The sequence below is a fragment of the Flavobacterium sp. genome (genome assembly GCF_027531905.1).
Taxonomy (GTDB): Bacteria; Bacteroidota; Bacteroidia; order Flavobacteriales; family Flavobacteriaceae; genus Flavobacterium.
The window spans coordinates 61857-78071 of the sequence record NZ_JAPZSU010000032.1 but is presented as its reverse complement, the minus strand read 5'-3'; the positions used below and the strand labels follow the sequence as shown (position 1 = coordinate 78071).

Genomic DNA, 16215 nt, shown 5'->3' with positions numbered 1-16215 from the left:
GAAAAAATATCAGTAATTTTATCGAAACAAATCATAAGGTAGAATTTAGTTAAATATTTAATTGTCAGAGATTTAAATATACTAAATTTTACCTTTTTGTGCAATATTTTCAACCCAAATTATTAATCGAGTTCAGGTTTTTAAGGTATTTCAAAAAAATTATTTCACTTCCAAAATGTTGTTGGCGGGTTTTATATCGGCTAGTAAACCACTAGGGTCGATGGTGATTTTTTTGATGGCTGATTTGGGTTTGCCAATCGTCAACTCATAGGTGGGATACGCCCAAGCCCAATCTTTGGCCACCGTTCTTTTGATGGCTGGCGTTGGATTTTCTTTTTCAAAACTCATCATTCGCAACGGAATGTAGAAGCTTTCCGTAGTGCCATCGGTGTATTCTACATACAAATCGATAGGCATTGGCATACGCCCGATACGTTCTAACGTAACCACGGTTTTATCGGCAGCGTCTTTGGCGTCTTTTATGGCGTAATCAATCGTGTTGGTAGTTTGGGTCCAATCGGTCAAATACCAGTCCAAATTGGCGCCAGAAATGCGTTCTGCGCTTCTTTTGATGTCATTTGGCGTTGGATGTTTGAATTGAAAGTCTTGGTAGTACTTTTTCAAGGTTTTCAATAGGTTGTCTTTCCCAATCAAATAACCCAATTGCGTTAAGAAAACTTCGCCTTTGCTATAAGAGGTGATGCTGTACCAACGGTTTTTGTCAAATCGATCGGCGTGCGTGCTTTGTGGCTGCTCTTCGCCAGAATTGGCCATAGATAAATAACCTTTGTAAGCATTGATAAATGGATTTTCAACGGGTTTGTCAGAAATGGCATTCAGACCAAAATCTTCCAAAAACGAAGTGAAACCTTCGTCCATCCATCCGTGCTTGGATTCGTTGGAAGCCAAAATATGCTGGAACCAAGAATGCGCCATTTCGTGACCGGTCACGCCCAATAATCCTTCGAAAGTTCCTTCCCCTAAAATCAAGGTACACATCGCGTATTCCATTCCGCCATCGCCACCCTGAATTACAGAATACTGTTTGTAAGGATAGTTGCCAACGGTTTCATTATAGATTTCCATTAGCTTTACGGTTTTGGGTTGCAAGGCTTTCCAATTGGCAATAATCTTTGGATTGTTTTTGTATAAAAAGTGCAAATCGACGTTGTTCGGTCCTTTCACCACATCATGCAAATAGTCTTTATCGGCAGCCCAAGTAAAATCGTGCACTTCGGGAGCATAAAAATGCCATGTCAGCGTTTTCGCTTTTTTGTTGACTGGCACCGTAACGCCTGCATCTTGGTAACCATAGCCAATGTTGTTTTTGTTTTGCAAGTAACCCGATCCACCCAAAACATAGGCTTTGTCAATCGTAATTTTTACATCAAAATTTCCCCAAACGCCGTGAAATTCACGAGCGATATACGGATCGGCGTGCCAACCTTCAAAATCGAATTCGGCCATTTTTGGGTACCATTGCGTCATCGATAATTCGACACCTTCTTTGTTATTGCGCCCAAAACGACGAATTTGAACGGGAACTTGTCCTTCAAAATCTAGCGTAAAAATCGTTTTTGCACCTGGTAATAATGGTTTGGCTAAAGTAACTTCGAGTATCGTTCCTACTTCTTTTGCCGTAGCCGCTACTCCATCTTGTTTTAAATTAGCAATATGCAAAAAACCAATTTCGTTGGGTTTCAAATCTTTGATGCGGCTTTGTTTGGTTTCCACTCCATTTACCGTGGCTTTGTGCACCATACGCGCATCAGGATCTTTGATGCTTTGGATTCTAGCATCCATTTCGCTTCCTGGTGAAAAAGCATTGGGATACAAATGATAGAAAACTCTAGTCAAGGTCTCAGGTGAATTATTGGTATACACCAATTCTTGTTTCCCTTTGTATTGATAGGTTTTCAAATCCATCGACACCTCCATTTTGTAATCGACGTGCTGTTGCCAATACCCAGTGTTCTGAGCCGAAAGCCATCCAAAATTGGTAAGTAAAATGGAGACTAAAACTATTTTTTTCATGCTTTTTTATTTATTATGACGCGTTGAGTGAAACTTTTTTTTCCTCATAGAGACATAGAGTTTATAGTTATTAATAGAATGAAAAAGACGTTTTACTCTTCACATAGCTATCTATGTGCGAAATAAAACTATTTCTATTCCTTCTTATTTAAATCAGCTTTGGTCTATGATTCTATATGGTTGAATTTTATTTGAAATCCACCCCAACAGGTTTATTATTAATCCTAGCAAGGTTTTACCCTTGAATTTTTACTTTCCCTTTTGGGTTTTTACTCAATTGCTCTGCCATTTTAAAAGCATTGTAAGCATTAACCATTGCAGCCGATTTGCCTACCTCAGCAGCGTTTTTCAATTCTTTCTTTTCGCCAACTACAACTTTTGATGGTAAAGGCGTTCCAGAACTCATCAAGATTTGTTTTACTTGCTTAGCAGATAAATTTGGGAAATAAGAACGAATCATTGCCGCTACGCCCGCCACATTTGGAGAAGCCATAGAAGTTCCTTGCAAATATTTGTATTTGTTATTCGGGATGGTAGCATAGATTTCTTCACCTGGAGCAAAAACATCAACATTGAAAGCGCCATAATTAGAAAAAGAAGCGATAACTTCTTCGCCATAATTATAGTTCAAAGCGCCAACTGTGATTACATTTGATGCAAATTCTATTTTGTTATCGTCTGAATCGTTCGGGAAATTAGCATTTTCGGCTAAATCAATATTAAGTCCATCATTCCCCGCTGCGTGAACAAAAAGCACATCTTTTTTCTCAGCATATTTGATAGCATCATACACCCATTGTTTGTGTGGTGAAAAGCTTTTTCCAAAACTTCCGTTGATGACTTTGGCGCCATTGTCTACTGCATAGCGAATAGCCAAAGCAATGTCTTTATCATATTCATCTCCGTCTGGAACGGCACGAATGGTCATAATTTCAACATTGTTAGCAATCCCATCTCCGCCTAAATTGTTGTTTCGTGTTTGTGCAACAATCCCTGCAACGTGAGTCCCGTGTAAGGCCTCTTCTTTGTCTGGACCAAAAACAATATTGTTGCCATATTTGGTGTTTTTGATGTCTTCTGGATTGTCTCCGACTGCTTTACGTCCGTCTAACTCCAAATTCAAATTGTAGTTCAATTGATCGTATACGTACTTACGGTACTCCTCCAATTGTGCAGAAAAATCGGCACCAGCGGCATTGGCCAAAATTTGAGTCATCACGGCTTTCGCATTGGTCAACTCAGGCTCTGTAGTTGTGATCGCTTTTACTTCATCTAGCGTATATACCGCTTTCTGCAAGTGTTTTTGCACGACTTTATCAACGTTGATAAGAAAATCAACTTGTTGCTTGCCTTGCATCGCCTCTGCATATTTTTTATCATAGGCTGCTTTGGCTTGTTTGTAGGCAGCTGAACCATCGTCACCTTTTTTCACAATACGAGTCATTTCTAGGGTTTCGTGCAAATCGTTGCCCAAGAAATTCCAACCGTGTACATCGTCAATAAACCCATTCTTGTCATCGTCAATACCGTTGCCAGCAATTTCTTTTTTGTTGGTCCAAAGCACTGATTTTAGGTCTTCGTGCTCGATATCCACTCCAGAATCAATGATACCTACAATGACTTTTTTTCCTTTTTTATCTTTGATTAACTCCGCATACATTTTGTCGACACTCATTCCTGGAATACTGTCCTTAGCCAAATCTAAATGCGACCAACGTTGCAATTGTTGCTCGGTTAATTTTCCTTTTTTATCCGTAAATGTTTGTGCATTTCCCGATAAACAAAAAGCCAATGCCACTGCCAAAGCCCATTGGGTGTATGTTTTCTTTTTCATAGATGGTATTTTACGATTACTAATTCTTTCCAAAAATAAGAGAAGTGAATTAGATAGCGTGCAATTGTTGGCTGTTTTTTATGAGAAAACAGGATAAAAACCCCATAAAACTTACAAAATAAAAAAAATGATTATTAACAATCAATTCATTAGTTCAAACAAAAGGGATTTTATAAACTTGCAGTACTTTATTACAAACCCCCTTTTATATGAAAACAAAATTACTTTTGCTGTTTTTGTTTTTGACGATTACCTTGCAGGCCCAAACCAATTTGGTGCCCAATGGTAATTTCGAAAACTGGACAAACTCTTCACAACCAGACAAATGGTTCAGATTTTTTAGCGGATTAGTATTCCAAAGCGCTTCTGCTCAAAATGGAAGTTCGAGTACTAAAATGCAAATTACTAGCGGTACCTTTAACTTCATCAACAGCGAGTTTTTTCCGGTTGTAGCAGGCAAAACCTATCGTGTTACGATGTATCACAAACTGGTTTCGGGAACTTTCTCGGCCATTGAGCTTAGTTTGTATCACCAACCAGGCACTTTTAAAACAGAAATTACCAAAAAAACCGATGGCGTAACGTCCAGCACCGAGTGGAGAAAAATAGAATTTGACTACACCCCAACAGCAAACCAATCTATCGAAGTAGATATTTGGACAACCGGTACGCTGAACTCAGAAATTTTGGTAGACAATGTTTCTGTGGTTGATGTAGCGACAATTGGCGCTGCCTATACCTTAATCCCTGATGTAAATTTTGAGAAAAAATTGATTGCATTAGGTTACGATTCTGGTGTTCCAGATGGTAAAGTATTGACTAATAACATTAACAAACTAACTGAATTAAATGTTTCATCTAGTGGCATTCAAGATTTGACAGGAATTCAGGATTTTATCTCTTTAAAATCATTGAAATGCGCTGGCAGTAGTTGGTCGTCCGATGGCGGAAATGGATTGTTAACAAAACTAGATGTCACAAAAAACGTGGCATTAACTAGTTTAATATGTTATGCAAATAAAATAACTAATATTGATCTTTCCCAAAACTTACTTCTAACAAGTTTAGAAATCCAAGGCAATGGTATGAGTACATTAGATGTTTCTAAAAATGTTAGTTTAACTAGTTTAGATTGCAGTAGTAACCCATTATCGACATTGGATGTTTCCAAAAATGTAGCTTTAACAAATTTAAGTTGTAGTGCTAATAAATTAACCTCGCTAGATCTTTCTAAAAATGTGGCTTTAACTAGGCTAGAAAGTTATTACAACAAATTAACCACGCTGGACCTTTCTAAAAATATGGATTTAAGATTGCTTTATTGTAATAATAATCAATTAACCACGCTAAATCTTTCTAAAAATGTGGGTTTAATAGAGCTTTATTGCAATAGTAATCAATTAACCACGCTAGATCTTTCTAAAAATGTGGCTTTAAGAGTGCTGTATTGTAATAATAACCAGTTAACCAGTTTGAATCTCCAAAATGGTAAAAATACTTTACTAACTAATTCAAGTATATCGCTTTCATCCAATCCGAATTTAAGCTGTATTTTGGTGGATGATGCTACCTATGCCAATACCAATTGGGCGGATAAAAAAGATTCTTTTGCTTTTTTATCACCTTATGATTGTAGCTTAACAACACAAATAGCTGATGCTAAATTTGAAGACAAACTCATTGCGTTAGGCATCGATACGGATGGGAAAAATGGTGTAATCTTAAACTCAAGTATTGCAACTATAACTACATTAGATGTTAGTAATAGTGGTATTATAGATTTAAAAGGTATTGAAGGGTTTAAAGCCTTGACTACTTTAAATTGTTCTGGAAATCAATTGAAAAAATTAGATTTATCTAAAAACACTACAGTAGCTACTTTAAATTGCTCAAATAATCCAAGTTTAACTTGTATTCAAGTAGCCGATATTGCTGCTGCTGAAAAATGGAACACTACCAAAGATGCTACCGCAAGTTTTAGTTTAGATTGTACTATTTACACGTTAATTCCAGATGCTAAATTTGAAAATAAACTGATCGCACTAGGGATTGATAAAGATGGTAAAAATGGTAAAGTGGCTACTCAAAGTATAGCGGGCATAACCTCACTTGATGTTTCTTCTAGTTCGATAACAGACTTGAAAGGAATACAAGATTTTGTATCGTTAAAAAACTTGAATTGTAACAGTAATGGTTTAACCAGCTTAGATATAACCAAAAATGTGGCTTTATCATTTCTTGATTGTTCTCGCAATCAATTAACCACAATAGACCTTTCTAAAAATGTGGAGCTAACTAGACTAGACTGTTTTTCCAACAAATTAAATACAATAGATCTATCTAAAAATTTGGTTTTAAGCCAGCTTTATTGTAGTTATAATCAATTAACCACACTAGATCTTGCTAAAAATGTGGCTTTATTAAGGCTTGAATGTCAATATAACAAATTAACTACACTGGATCTTTCTAAAAATGTAGCTTTACATGGACTTGATGTAACAAGTAACCAATTAACCAGTTTGAATCTCAAAAATGGTAAAAATACTGTACTAGCTAACATAAATATAAATCTTACTAGTAACCGAAATCTAAACTGTATTGTGGTAGACGATGTTGCATACGCCAACACCAATTGGGCGGACAAAAAAGATTCTTTTGCTTTTTTCTCACCGTATGATTGTAGCTTAATAACACAAATACCGGATGCTAAATTTGAAGACAAACTCATTGCATTAGGCATTGACATTGATGGGAAAAATGGTGTAATCTTGAACTCAAGTATTACAACTATAACTACATTAGACATTAGTAATAGTAGTATCATTGATTTAAAAGGCATCGAAGGGTTTAAAGCCTTGACTACTTTAAATTGTTCTAGAAATCAATTGAAAAAAGTAGATCTTTCTAAAAACACTGCAATAGCAACTCTAAATTGCTCAAATAATCCAAGTTTAACTTGTATTCAAGTAGCTGATATAGCTGCTGCTGAAAAATGGAACACTACCAAAGATGCTACCGCAAGTTTTAGTTTAGATTGTACTGTTTACACGTTAATTCCTGATGCTAAATTTGAAGATGTACTGATCGCACAAGGGATTGATAGAGATGGTAAAAACGGTAAAGTAGTTACCGAAAGCATAGCCAGCATAACCTCACTAAATGTAAGTATTAGTTCGATCACAGATTTAACTGGAATTCAAGATTTTGTGGCTTTAACTAGTCTAAATTGTTATAACAACAAATTAACAACATTAGATCTTTCTAGAAATGTAGCTTTAAAAACTTTTAATTGTAAAGCTAATGCATTAACCACACTTGATCTTTCTAAAAATGTGGCTTTAATAGAGCTTTATTGTTCTGAAAACAAACTAAGCAGTTTGAACCTTAAAAATAGTAATAACACTTTAATCAAGTCCGATAAAATAAACCTTTCTAAAAATCCAAATCTAAGCTGTATTTTGATAGACAATGTTGCCTATGCCAATACCAATTGGGCGGATAAAAAAGATTCTTTTGCTTTTTTCTCACCTTATGATTGTAGCTTAACAACACAAATAGCTGATACTAAATTTGAAGAAAAACTCATTGCGTTAGGCATTGATACGGATGGGAAAAATGGTGTAATCTTGAACTCAAGTATAGCAACTTTAACTACATTAGATGTTAGTAACAGTGGCATTATCGATTTAAAAGGTATCGAGGGTTTTAAAGCCTTGACTACTTTAAATTGTTCAGGAAATCAATTGAAAAAAGTAGATCTCTCTAAAAACATTGCAATAGCAACTCTAAATTGTTCTAATAATCCAAGTTTAACTTGTATTCAAGTAGCCGATACTGCTGCTGCTGAAAAATGGAACACTACCAAAGATGCTACCGCAAGTTTTAGTTTAGATTGTACTATATTCACTTTAATTCCAGATGCTAAATTTGAAGATAAATTGATCGCACTAGGGATTGATAAAGATGGTAAAAATGGTAAAGTGAAAACTGAAAGTATAGCTGGCATAACCGCACTTGATGTAAACAATAGTGGGATAACCAACTTAACCGGAATTCAAGATTTTGTAGCGTTAAAAACCTTATACTGTTACAGTAATGGTTTAACCAGCTTAGATATAACTAAAAATGTGGCTTTAACTAGTCTAGATTGTGGTCCAAACCAAATAAGCTCACTGGACGTTTCTAAAAATGTGACTTTAACATCTCTAGTTTGTAATAGCAATAAACTAACCACACTAGATCTTTCTAAAAATGTGGCTTTAACTTCACTTAATGTAAGAAGCAACCAATTAACCACGCTAGATCTTTCTAAAAATTTAGCTTTAAATGAACTTTATTGTTATAGCAATCAATTAACTTCACTGGATCTTTCTAAAAATGTGGCTTTAATAGAGCTTTATTGTTCTGAAAACAAACTAAGCAGTTTGAACCTTAAAAATGGTAATAACACTTTAATAAAGGCCGATAAAATAAACCTTTCTAAAAACCCAAATCTAAGCTGTATTTTGGTGGATAATGCTATCTATGCCAATACCAATTGGGCGAGTAGAAAAGATACTTTTGCTTTTTTCTCACCGTATGATTGTAGCTTAACAACACAAATACCTGATGCTAAATTTGAAGACAAACTCATTGCTTTAGGCATTGACACTGATGGTAAAAATGGTGTGGTCTTAAGTTCAAGTATTGCAACTATAACTACATTAGACGTTGCTAATAGTGGTATTTTAGATTTAAAAGGCGTCGAAGGGTTTAAAGCTTTGACTACTTTAAATTGTTCTGGAAATCAATTAAAAAAATTAGATCTATCTAAAAACACTGCAATAGCTACTTTAAATTGTGCTAATAATTCAAGTTTAACTTGTATACAGGTAGCTGATATTGCTGCTGCTGAAAAATGGAACACTACCAAAGATGCAACAGCAAGTTTTAGTTTAGATTGTACTATTTACACGTTAATTCCAGATGCTAAATTTGAAGATAAATTGATCACACTAGGGATTGATAAAGATGGTAAAAACGGCAAAGTGGCTACCCAAAGTATAGCGGGCATAACCTCACTTGATGTAAATAATAGTGGGATAACCAACTTAACTGGAATTCAGGATTTTGTGGCTTTAGAAGAACTTCTTTGTTCTTACAATAAATTAACAATGTTGGATCTTTCTAAAAATATAGTTTTAACAACTCTTTATTGTAATACCAACCAATTAAGCACGCTTGATCTTTCTAAAAATGTGGGTTTAAGATTTCTTAATAGTGGTGACAACCAATTAACTACACTAGATCTCTCTAAAAATGTGGCTTTAACTACACTTTATTGTTATACTAACCAACTGACCACACTAGATCTTTCTAAAAATGTGGCTTTATCATATCTTAATTGTACTAACAATAAATTAAACACGCTAGATCTTTCTAAAAATGTAGCTTTAATTACACTTTATTGTGATGATAACCAATTAACCACACTAGATCTCTCTAAAAATGCAGCGTTAGATTTCCTTGATGTAAGAGGCAACCAATTAACCTCGATTGATCTTTCTAAAAATGTAGCTTTAAAATTACTTTGGTGTGATAGAAACAAATTAACCACACTAGATCTTTCTAAAAATGTAGATTTAAAATCGCTTTCTTGTCATAGTAATAAATTAACCACACTAGACGTTTCAAAAAATGTGGCTTTAACTTCGCTTGATGTAAGAAACAACAAGTTTCTTACTATAAATCTCAAAAATGGTAAAAACACTTTAATAGCAACGAATTCAATAGATTTAAGATCAAACCCAAATCTAAAATGTATTTTGGTGGACGATGTAACCTATGCTACGGCTAATTGGGCTACCAAAAAAGATGCAACTGCCTCTTTTAATGCCACGGATTGTACCCTGTATACACTAATCCCAGATACTAATTTTGAACAAAAATTAATAGATTTAGGCATTGATACTGATGGGAAAAATGGAAAAGTACTAACTTCTGCTATTGTTTCACTTACTAAGTTAAACGTTTCAAATAGCTCAATAACCAATTTGACTGGAATTGAAGATTTTATTAGTTTAACTGAGTTAGTTTGTGAAACTAATGGTTTAACTACCATTAATTTAGCTAAAAATGAAGCCTTGCTCTCTTTAGATTGTTCCAATAACAAGCTAACAAGTTTGGATGTGACCAAGAATCTTAATTTAAAGACTTTATACTGCAGTAACAATGAATTAACCACATTAAATGTTTCTCTAAACAAAAATCTAACGGAATTGTCATGTAATTCAAATAAATTGTCTGCGTTGGATGTTACCAAGAATACAACTCTAACCTCACTAAATTGTGGCTCAAATCAATTGAAAACGGTAGATGTTTCTAAGAATACTCAATTACAATCTTTATCCACTAGTCAGAATTTACTAGAACAATTAAACGTTACAAATAATACAAAACTTGAATCTATTGTATGTAACAACAATTTACTTAGTACACTTGATTTGTCTAAAAATGTAAAAATCACCACGATTGATTGTTCGTACAATAAATTGAAAAGTTTAAATCTAAGAAATGGTAATAATGCATTTGGAGCCGGGATGATGTTTGTAAAGAACTTTACCAACAACCCCGTTTTAACTTGTATAGAAGTTGACGATGTCAATTATTCTAATACCAAATGGGCAACGTACAAAGATGCAACGGCAAGTTATAGTACAGATTGTAAATTTAGTTTACCTTCAAACAATTTTGCAATTGAATCAAAAGGTGAAACTTGCCTTAATTCAAATAATGGCGAAATAAACATTACTGCAACAGCAGCCTATGGGTATAAAGCAACTATAAATACAACGGCCTACACTTTTACCAATAACAGTTTAAAAGTAACCAATCTAGCACCTGGGACTTATAAAGTAACCATTACTATTCCTGGTGAAACGTTCGAGCAAATTTTTACTATCGTTATTCCTAAAGGAGCAACTATAACTGGAAAATCAAGTAGTCTAAAAGCAGAGAAAGTAGCGGTTGAAATTGCTACAGGAACGGCTCCGTATACGGTTTTCTTGAACGGAGTGGAACAATTTGAAACCAATGCTACTTCTTTTACTGTAGACGCGAAAACAGGCGGTCTATTGGAGGTTAAAACTGCCAAAGCTTGCGAAGGAATTTATGCGAAAGACATTGCAACATTAACTGGAACAATTTCTGCTTTCCCAAACCCAACTTCTGGAGCTTTTGAAATAGAAATACCTGCAACAAACAAAGAAGTAAACATCAGTATGTATACGTTAGACGGTCAATTGATTTCTAATAAAACATATACTGTTGAAAATGGAAAAGTTCAATTGTCACTGGATAATCAACCTGCAGGGATTTATATGACTAAAGTAGAGTTTGACCAACCTATTTATGTAAAAATTATTAAAAAATAAAAAATGAAACGTTTAATATATTTATCAATCGTTAGCCTAATGTTCACTGCTTGTAGTAGCGGTGGCGGTGACGACAAACCCGAAGTTAAAAATACTGCACCCACAGTACCTGCCTTGGTAGCTCCATCTGATAACAAACTTTGTTTGAACACCACTGTTGTATTTGAATGGAGTGCTGCAACCGATGCAAACAACGATGTAATCACCTATCAATTACAAGTGGCCAAAGACAACCAATTTACTCAAATAGTGAAAACCGAGGATGTTCAGGGCTTAACTAAGAGCATCAACTTAGAAAAAAATACCGCTTATTATTGGAGACTTAAATCGACAGATAGTAAAGGGCTTTCTAGTGCGTATTCATCAACCTACAAGTTTTACACTTCTGGAGATGCTGTAGTTAATCATCTTCCGTTTGCGCCTGAATTGGTGGCACCTACTCAAAATGTGGTGTTGAATAGTTCAAGCACTACACTGAAATGGAACGCTACTGACGTTGATGCCACTGATGTTTTGACTTATGACATCTATTTTGGAACCGCAGCCAATCCTACTACAAAAATCAAGGAAAATAGTGCTACAAAATCATTTGATGTTACCTTGGAACCTACCAAGGAATATTTTTGGAAAGTAGTTGTTAAAGACAACAAAGGTGGAGAAACTACTGGACAAGTTTGGAAGTTTAAAACCAACTAATCACTAGTTTTATAAAAAAAAGCCCCGTTTTCAATTATATGAAAAAGGGGCTTTTTATTTATACAAATAACCTTTTACAACACCTCTTCACATGTAAAAACCTCTTTTAAACGAACGCCTTTTTCGGTGTGTTGTACCGTAATGATTTCGTTATGGGCATCGTGTTCTAAGAACAAAAAGTGGTTGTGATCTGCAGCTGCGGTGAGTACTTTATTTTTTTCTGGCATAGTCAACAACGGGCGCGTATCATAGCCCATCACATACGGCAAGGGAATATGACCTGCCGTAGCGAGCAAATCGGCACAAAAAACGATGGTTTTACCGTTGTATGAAATATGTGGTAGCATTTGCTTTTCGGTGTGGCCGTCGGCATAGAAAATGTCAAAACCCATTTCGGTTGATGCACCAAAATCGCCTTCGGGACGCTGGATAAAATTCAATTGCCCACTTTCTTGCATGGGCAAAAGATTTTCGGACAGAAAAGAGGCTTTTTCACGTGCATTGGGTTGTGTGGCCCATTGCCAGTGGTTTTCGTTGGTCCAAAATTTAGCGTTTTTGAAGGCGGGTTCATAGCCCGTTTTGTCTTTATTCCATTGAATGCTTCCTCCGCAATGGTCGAAGTGCAAATGGGTCATAAAAACATCTGTTATATCATCGCGATGAAAACCGTGCTTTGCCAAGGAACCATCTAAAGAATGACTACCCCAAAGCGAATAATATCCAAAAAACTTCTCGGATTGTTTGTTGCCCATTCCTGTATCGATCAAAATCAAGCGATTACCGTCTTCTATGAGCAGACTGCGTGCAGCAATGTCTATCAAATTATTGGCATCGGCGGGATTGGTTTTGTTCCAAATCGTTTTAGGAACCACGCCAAACATAGCGCCCCCGTCGAGTTTAAAATTTCCAGTTTCTATAGCGTATAACTTCATTTTTGCTTTTTAATTCAAAAATATGATTTATTGCGAAGAAAAATGAGAATTATAAGTTAAGATCGGGATTCGTTTTTAAATTTTTCGTCACAAATAGCACCAATAAGCCCGTTTCGTAAAACCATTGTGAACTTTGCAGTTAAGTTCTTTAGAGAGTACAAATTTAAACAAAACTTAAATGCACTTAAATTTATATCTTTTAAAAAATTTAGTTAACTCTTATTTCTTCCCCATAAATCTAGGATCGGTTTCCATTACTGTGCCACAATTTTGGCAAGTTCGCAACGCCTCAGAACTATAGAAATGTTGAAAATGGGGGAGAAAATCTTTTTCAATGTTGTGGAGTTCAAAATAGACTTCGTGCAATTTATGATTACAAGACTCACAATGCCAAAGCAAACCATCGGTAAAACCCAAACCTGCTCTTTTGCGTTCAATCACTAGTCCAATAGAACCTTCGGAACGTACAGGCGAGTGTGGAATTTTAGCGGGATGCAAATACATATCTCCTGCGTGCAGTTCCATTTCTTTGCGTTGCCCTTCTTCTTGAATGATGACTTTTATGCTGCCCTCGAGTTGGTAAAATAGCTCTTCTGTTTCGTTGTAGTGGTAATCTTTTCGGGCATTCGGACCCGCCACAATCATCACGATATAGTCTCCAGAATCAACATAAAGGTTTTTGTTGCCAACGGGTGGTTTTAATAACTCACGGTTATCTAGAATCCATTGGTTGAGGTTGAAGGGTTTTGCTATGGCCATTGTTTTTGTACTATAATTGGAAGGGCTAAGATAAGGAAAATGATACTATCAAAAACGGTTTCTCCCCCTACTTAAGGGAATTCGCTTATAAAAAAGTTAGCCACCAATTACACCAATTGTCACTAATTCTCATCGAAATTGAAACCGAATGTCACGAATTCCGTCAACTTTAATAATTCGTTTCATTAAAACATATTGTAGTTCGTTATTTATTAGTGAATTCGTGGCGAAATTTTTAAATGTGAATGCCGAGGCTCTATTTCCCCTCCCTAATCAAATAGACATACACAGGGAAATGGTCGCTGTACCCAACTTCGGTTAGGGAATGCCTAAGTGGATAGCCTTTGAATTTTCCCTGTGTTTGAATGAGGTAATTCCGTTGGAATATGCCTGCTTTCCAATACTGCCAAGTCGAATAATCTGAACTAAGCAAAGTACCTGAAAGCATAATTTGGTCAAAAATATCCCAAGCATCTTGGTGTGCAATCGTACCCAAGCCTTTGCTCAACAAAGCTTCAAACGGATTGAAGATTTCGTGTGGAGCTACCGCTGTTTTTTTTCCTTTGGCTCCCAAAGCCACTTTTATGCTCTTGTTATGAGGCCCATCGTTTAGGTCGCCCATCGTGATGATTTTTGCATTGACATTGAGCTGTTGCAATGAATCGATAATTTTCTTGTTCAGTTTTCCAGCGGCTTCTCGGTATGCACTTGTTTTTTGTTCGCCACCCGAACGAGAAGGCCAGTGATTAACTATGAGATGGATTTCTTCTCCTTCCAAATAGCCACTAACCAGTAGTTGGTCTCGAGTGTAAATCCTTTTGGTTGGTGCTAGAATGGGAACATCATCTTCTGTTTTTTCAGCTATTGATGCAGCGGTATTGATTTTTTCAGATTCTGGACTAGCATTCAAATACAAGGGAATCACACTGTAATTTGTCGGACGAAACCATTTTTTTCGGTATAACAAAGCCACATCAATGCCACGCTTGTCGGGCGAATCAAAGTGAATGATGCCATATTCAGCTTCTTGTAGTTGCGATTGTTGAATCAAATCTTCGAGTACGGCTCGGTTTTCGATTTCGCATCCGCCAATGAAGGTGGGCAATTCTTTGTTTTCGGGCGTGCCAATTTCTGAAAGGACTTGAGCCAAATGGCGGAGTTTGGTTTGGTATTTTGCTTTTGTCCATCGTTGCAAACCTTCAGGTGTCCATTCTTCGTCAAAAGTATCGGGGTCGTTGATGGTGTCAAAAAGGTTTTCAAAATTGTAAAATGCAACCGTATGTATTTTGAATTTTTTGGTTTGTGAAAATAGAGGAGATGTCCCCAAAACAAGAAAGAGTCCAAAAATCAACCAGTTATATCTCATATTTATTATACTAAAATCGCTACAAGTAAAGTTAAGGGATTTCCATTAGAAACCGCTACATATTTTAGGATTTGCCTATATTTGTTTTTTAACTCAGTTTTGAAACTATTGAAATCCAACTTAAACATTATTACAAATCGACAAGCAAAAGCCAATAGCAAAGGTCATTTTTTATGGCAAGCTTTGTTTTTTGTTTTTGTATGCTCGATTACTAACAGTCAAGCTCAAAAAAAGATGATTACACCACCCGTACTTCAAAAAGGAGATACCGTTGCCATTGTGGCTACCGCTCGAAAAAATATCGAAGATAATTTACAACCTACTATCGACTTATTGCACAGTTGGGGACTCGAAGTGGTGATTGGAAGCACCATTGGTTTAGACCAAAATCAATTGGCGGGAACGGATGCGCAACGTGCTGCCGATTTTCAAAAGCAAATGGACAATCCGAATATTAAAGCCATTTGGTGCGCTCGTGGTGGCTATGGTACTGTGCGAATGATTGATTTATTGGATTTTTCTACTTTCAAAAAGCTCCCTAAATGGATTGTAGGCTTTAGTGATGTTACGGTTTTGCACAATCATTTGAATACGTTGGGTTACAAAACCATCCACGGAACGATGCCTGTAAGTATTCCTAGAACCGCTCCTGAATCGATTGCTACTTTGTACAAAGCTTTGTTTGGACAACCTTTAGCCTACACTATTGAACCTACTTCAATGAATCGTTTGGGCAAAGCCAAAGGTGAATTGGTAGGCGGGAATTTATCGATTTTGTATAGTTTGTTTGGTTCGCCTTCTGCTATTGATTGTTCGGATAAAATTCTTTTTATCGAAGATTTAGATGAGTATTTGTACCACATCGACCGTATGATGATGAATTTGAAACGCAACGGTTGTTTGGAAAGCATCAAAGGAATTATCGTAGGCGGTATGACCAAAATGAAGGATAACGATATTCCTTGGGGCAAAAATGCGCTTGAAATTATTGAAGATGTAACCAAATCCTATAACATTCCAGTAGTCTATAATTTCCCAGCGGGGCATATCAAGGACAATCGCGCTTTGATTTTGGGAAGCACCATAACACTTGAAGTCACGGCTACGGGGACTACTGTGGTTTTTGAATAGTTTTTGGGTTGAAACATATAAGTTAACCATTTTTTATTGAAACATATAAGA

General features: G+C 36.0%; 8 protein-coding genes. 3 read left to right on the top strand and 5 right to left on the bottom strand.

Annotated features, from left to right (window positions below):
• Positions 1–159: 159 nt before the first annotated feature.
• Together O9307_RS09280 and O9307_RS09275 are read right to left on the bottom strand one after the other, a co-directional pair.
• Complete coding sequence (locus O9307_RS09280; protein WP_298298138.1) at positions 160–2034, bottom strand: M1 family metallopeptidase; 1875 nt, start codon at positions 2032–2034, stop codon at positions 160–162.
• 235 nt (positions 2035–2269) lie between these two features.
• Positions 2270–3868: a S8 family peptidase gene (locus tag O9307_RS09275; protein ID WP_298298136.1), complete on the bottom strand. Its 1599-nt coding sequence runs from the start codon at positions 3866–3868 to the stop codon at positions 2270–2272.
• 209 nt (positions 3869–4077) lie between these two features.
• Between O9307_RS09275 and O9307_RS09270 the strand changes: the two genes are divergently transcribed.
• Positions 4078–11280, top strand: a complete 7203-nt coding sequence (locus O9307_RS09270; RefSeq protein ID WP_298298133.1) for a T9SS type A sorting domain-containing protein — start codon at positions 4078–4080, stop codon at positions 11278–11280.
• A gap of 3 nt (positions 11281–11283) precedes the next feature.
• A complete protein-coding gene (locus tag O9307_RS09265; protein WP_298298130.1) occupies positions 11284–11976 on the top strand; it encodes a SusE domain-containing protein in 693 nt (230 codons plus the stop codon).
• Between the two features lie 74 nt (positions 11977–12050).
• Here O9307_RS09265 and O9307_RS09260 read toward each other — a convergent pair whose 3' ends face one another.
• The 3 genes from O9307_RS09260 to O9307_RS09250 all read right to left on the bottom strand — a co-directional run bounded on the left by O9307_RS09260 (position 12051) and on the right by O9307_RS09250 (position 15033).
• Positions 12051–12908 carry an MBL fold metallo-hydrolase gene (locus tag O9307_RS09260; RefSeq protein ID WP_298298127.1) on the bottom strand — a complete coding sequence of 286 codons (858 nt, stop codon included), beginning with the start codon at positions 12906–12908 and terminating at the stop codon, positions 12051–12053.
• A 219-nt stretch (positions 12909–13127) separates the two neighbouring features.
• Positions 13128–13667, bottom strand: coding sequence for a 3-hydroxyanthranilate 3,4-dioxygenase (locus O9307_RS09255; RefSeq protein WP_298298124.1), 540 nt, complete (start codon positions 13665–13667; stop codon positions 13128–13130).
• A gap of 256 nt (positions 13668–13923) precedes the next feature.
• The gene (locus tag O9307_RS09250; protein ID WP_298298121.1) at positions 13924–15033 is read right to left on the bottom strand and encodes an endonuclease/exonuclease/phosphatase family protein; all 1110 of its coding nucleotides are present in this window, start codon (positions 15031–15033) and stop codon (positions 13924–13926) included.
• A gap of 234 nt (positions 15034–15267) precedes the next feature.
• On the opposite strand from O9307_RS09250, the gene O9307_RS09245 reads away from it, so the two are divergent.
• The gene (locus O9307_RS09245) at positions 15268–16164 is read left to right on the top strand and encodes an LD-carboxypeptidase (protein ID WP_298298118.1); all 897 of its coding nucleotides are present in this window, start codon (positions 15268–15270) and stop codon (positions 16162–16164) included.
• Positions 16165–16215 lie beyond the last annotated feature (51 nt).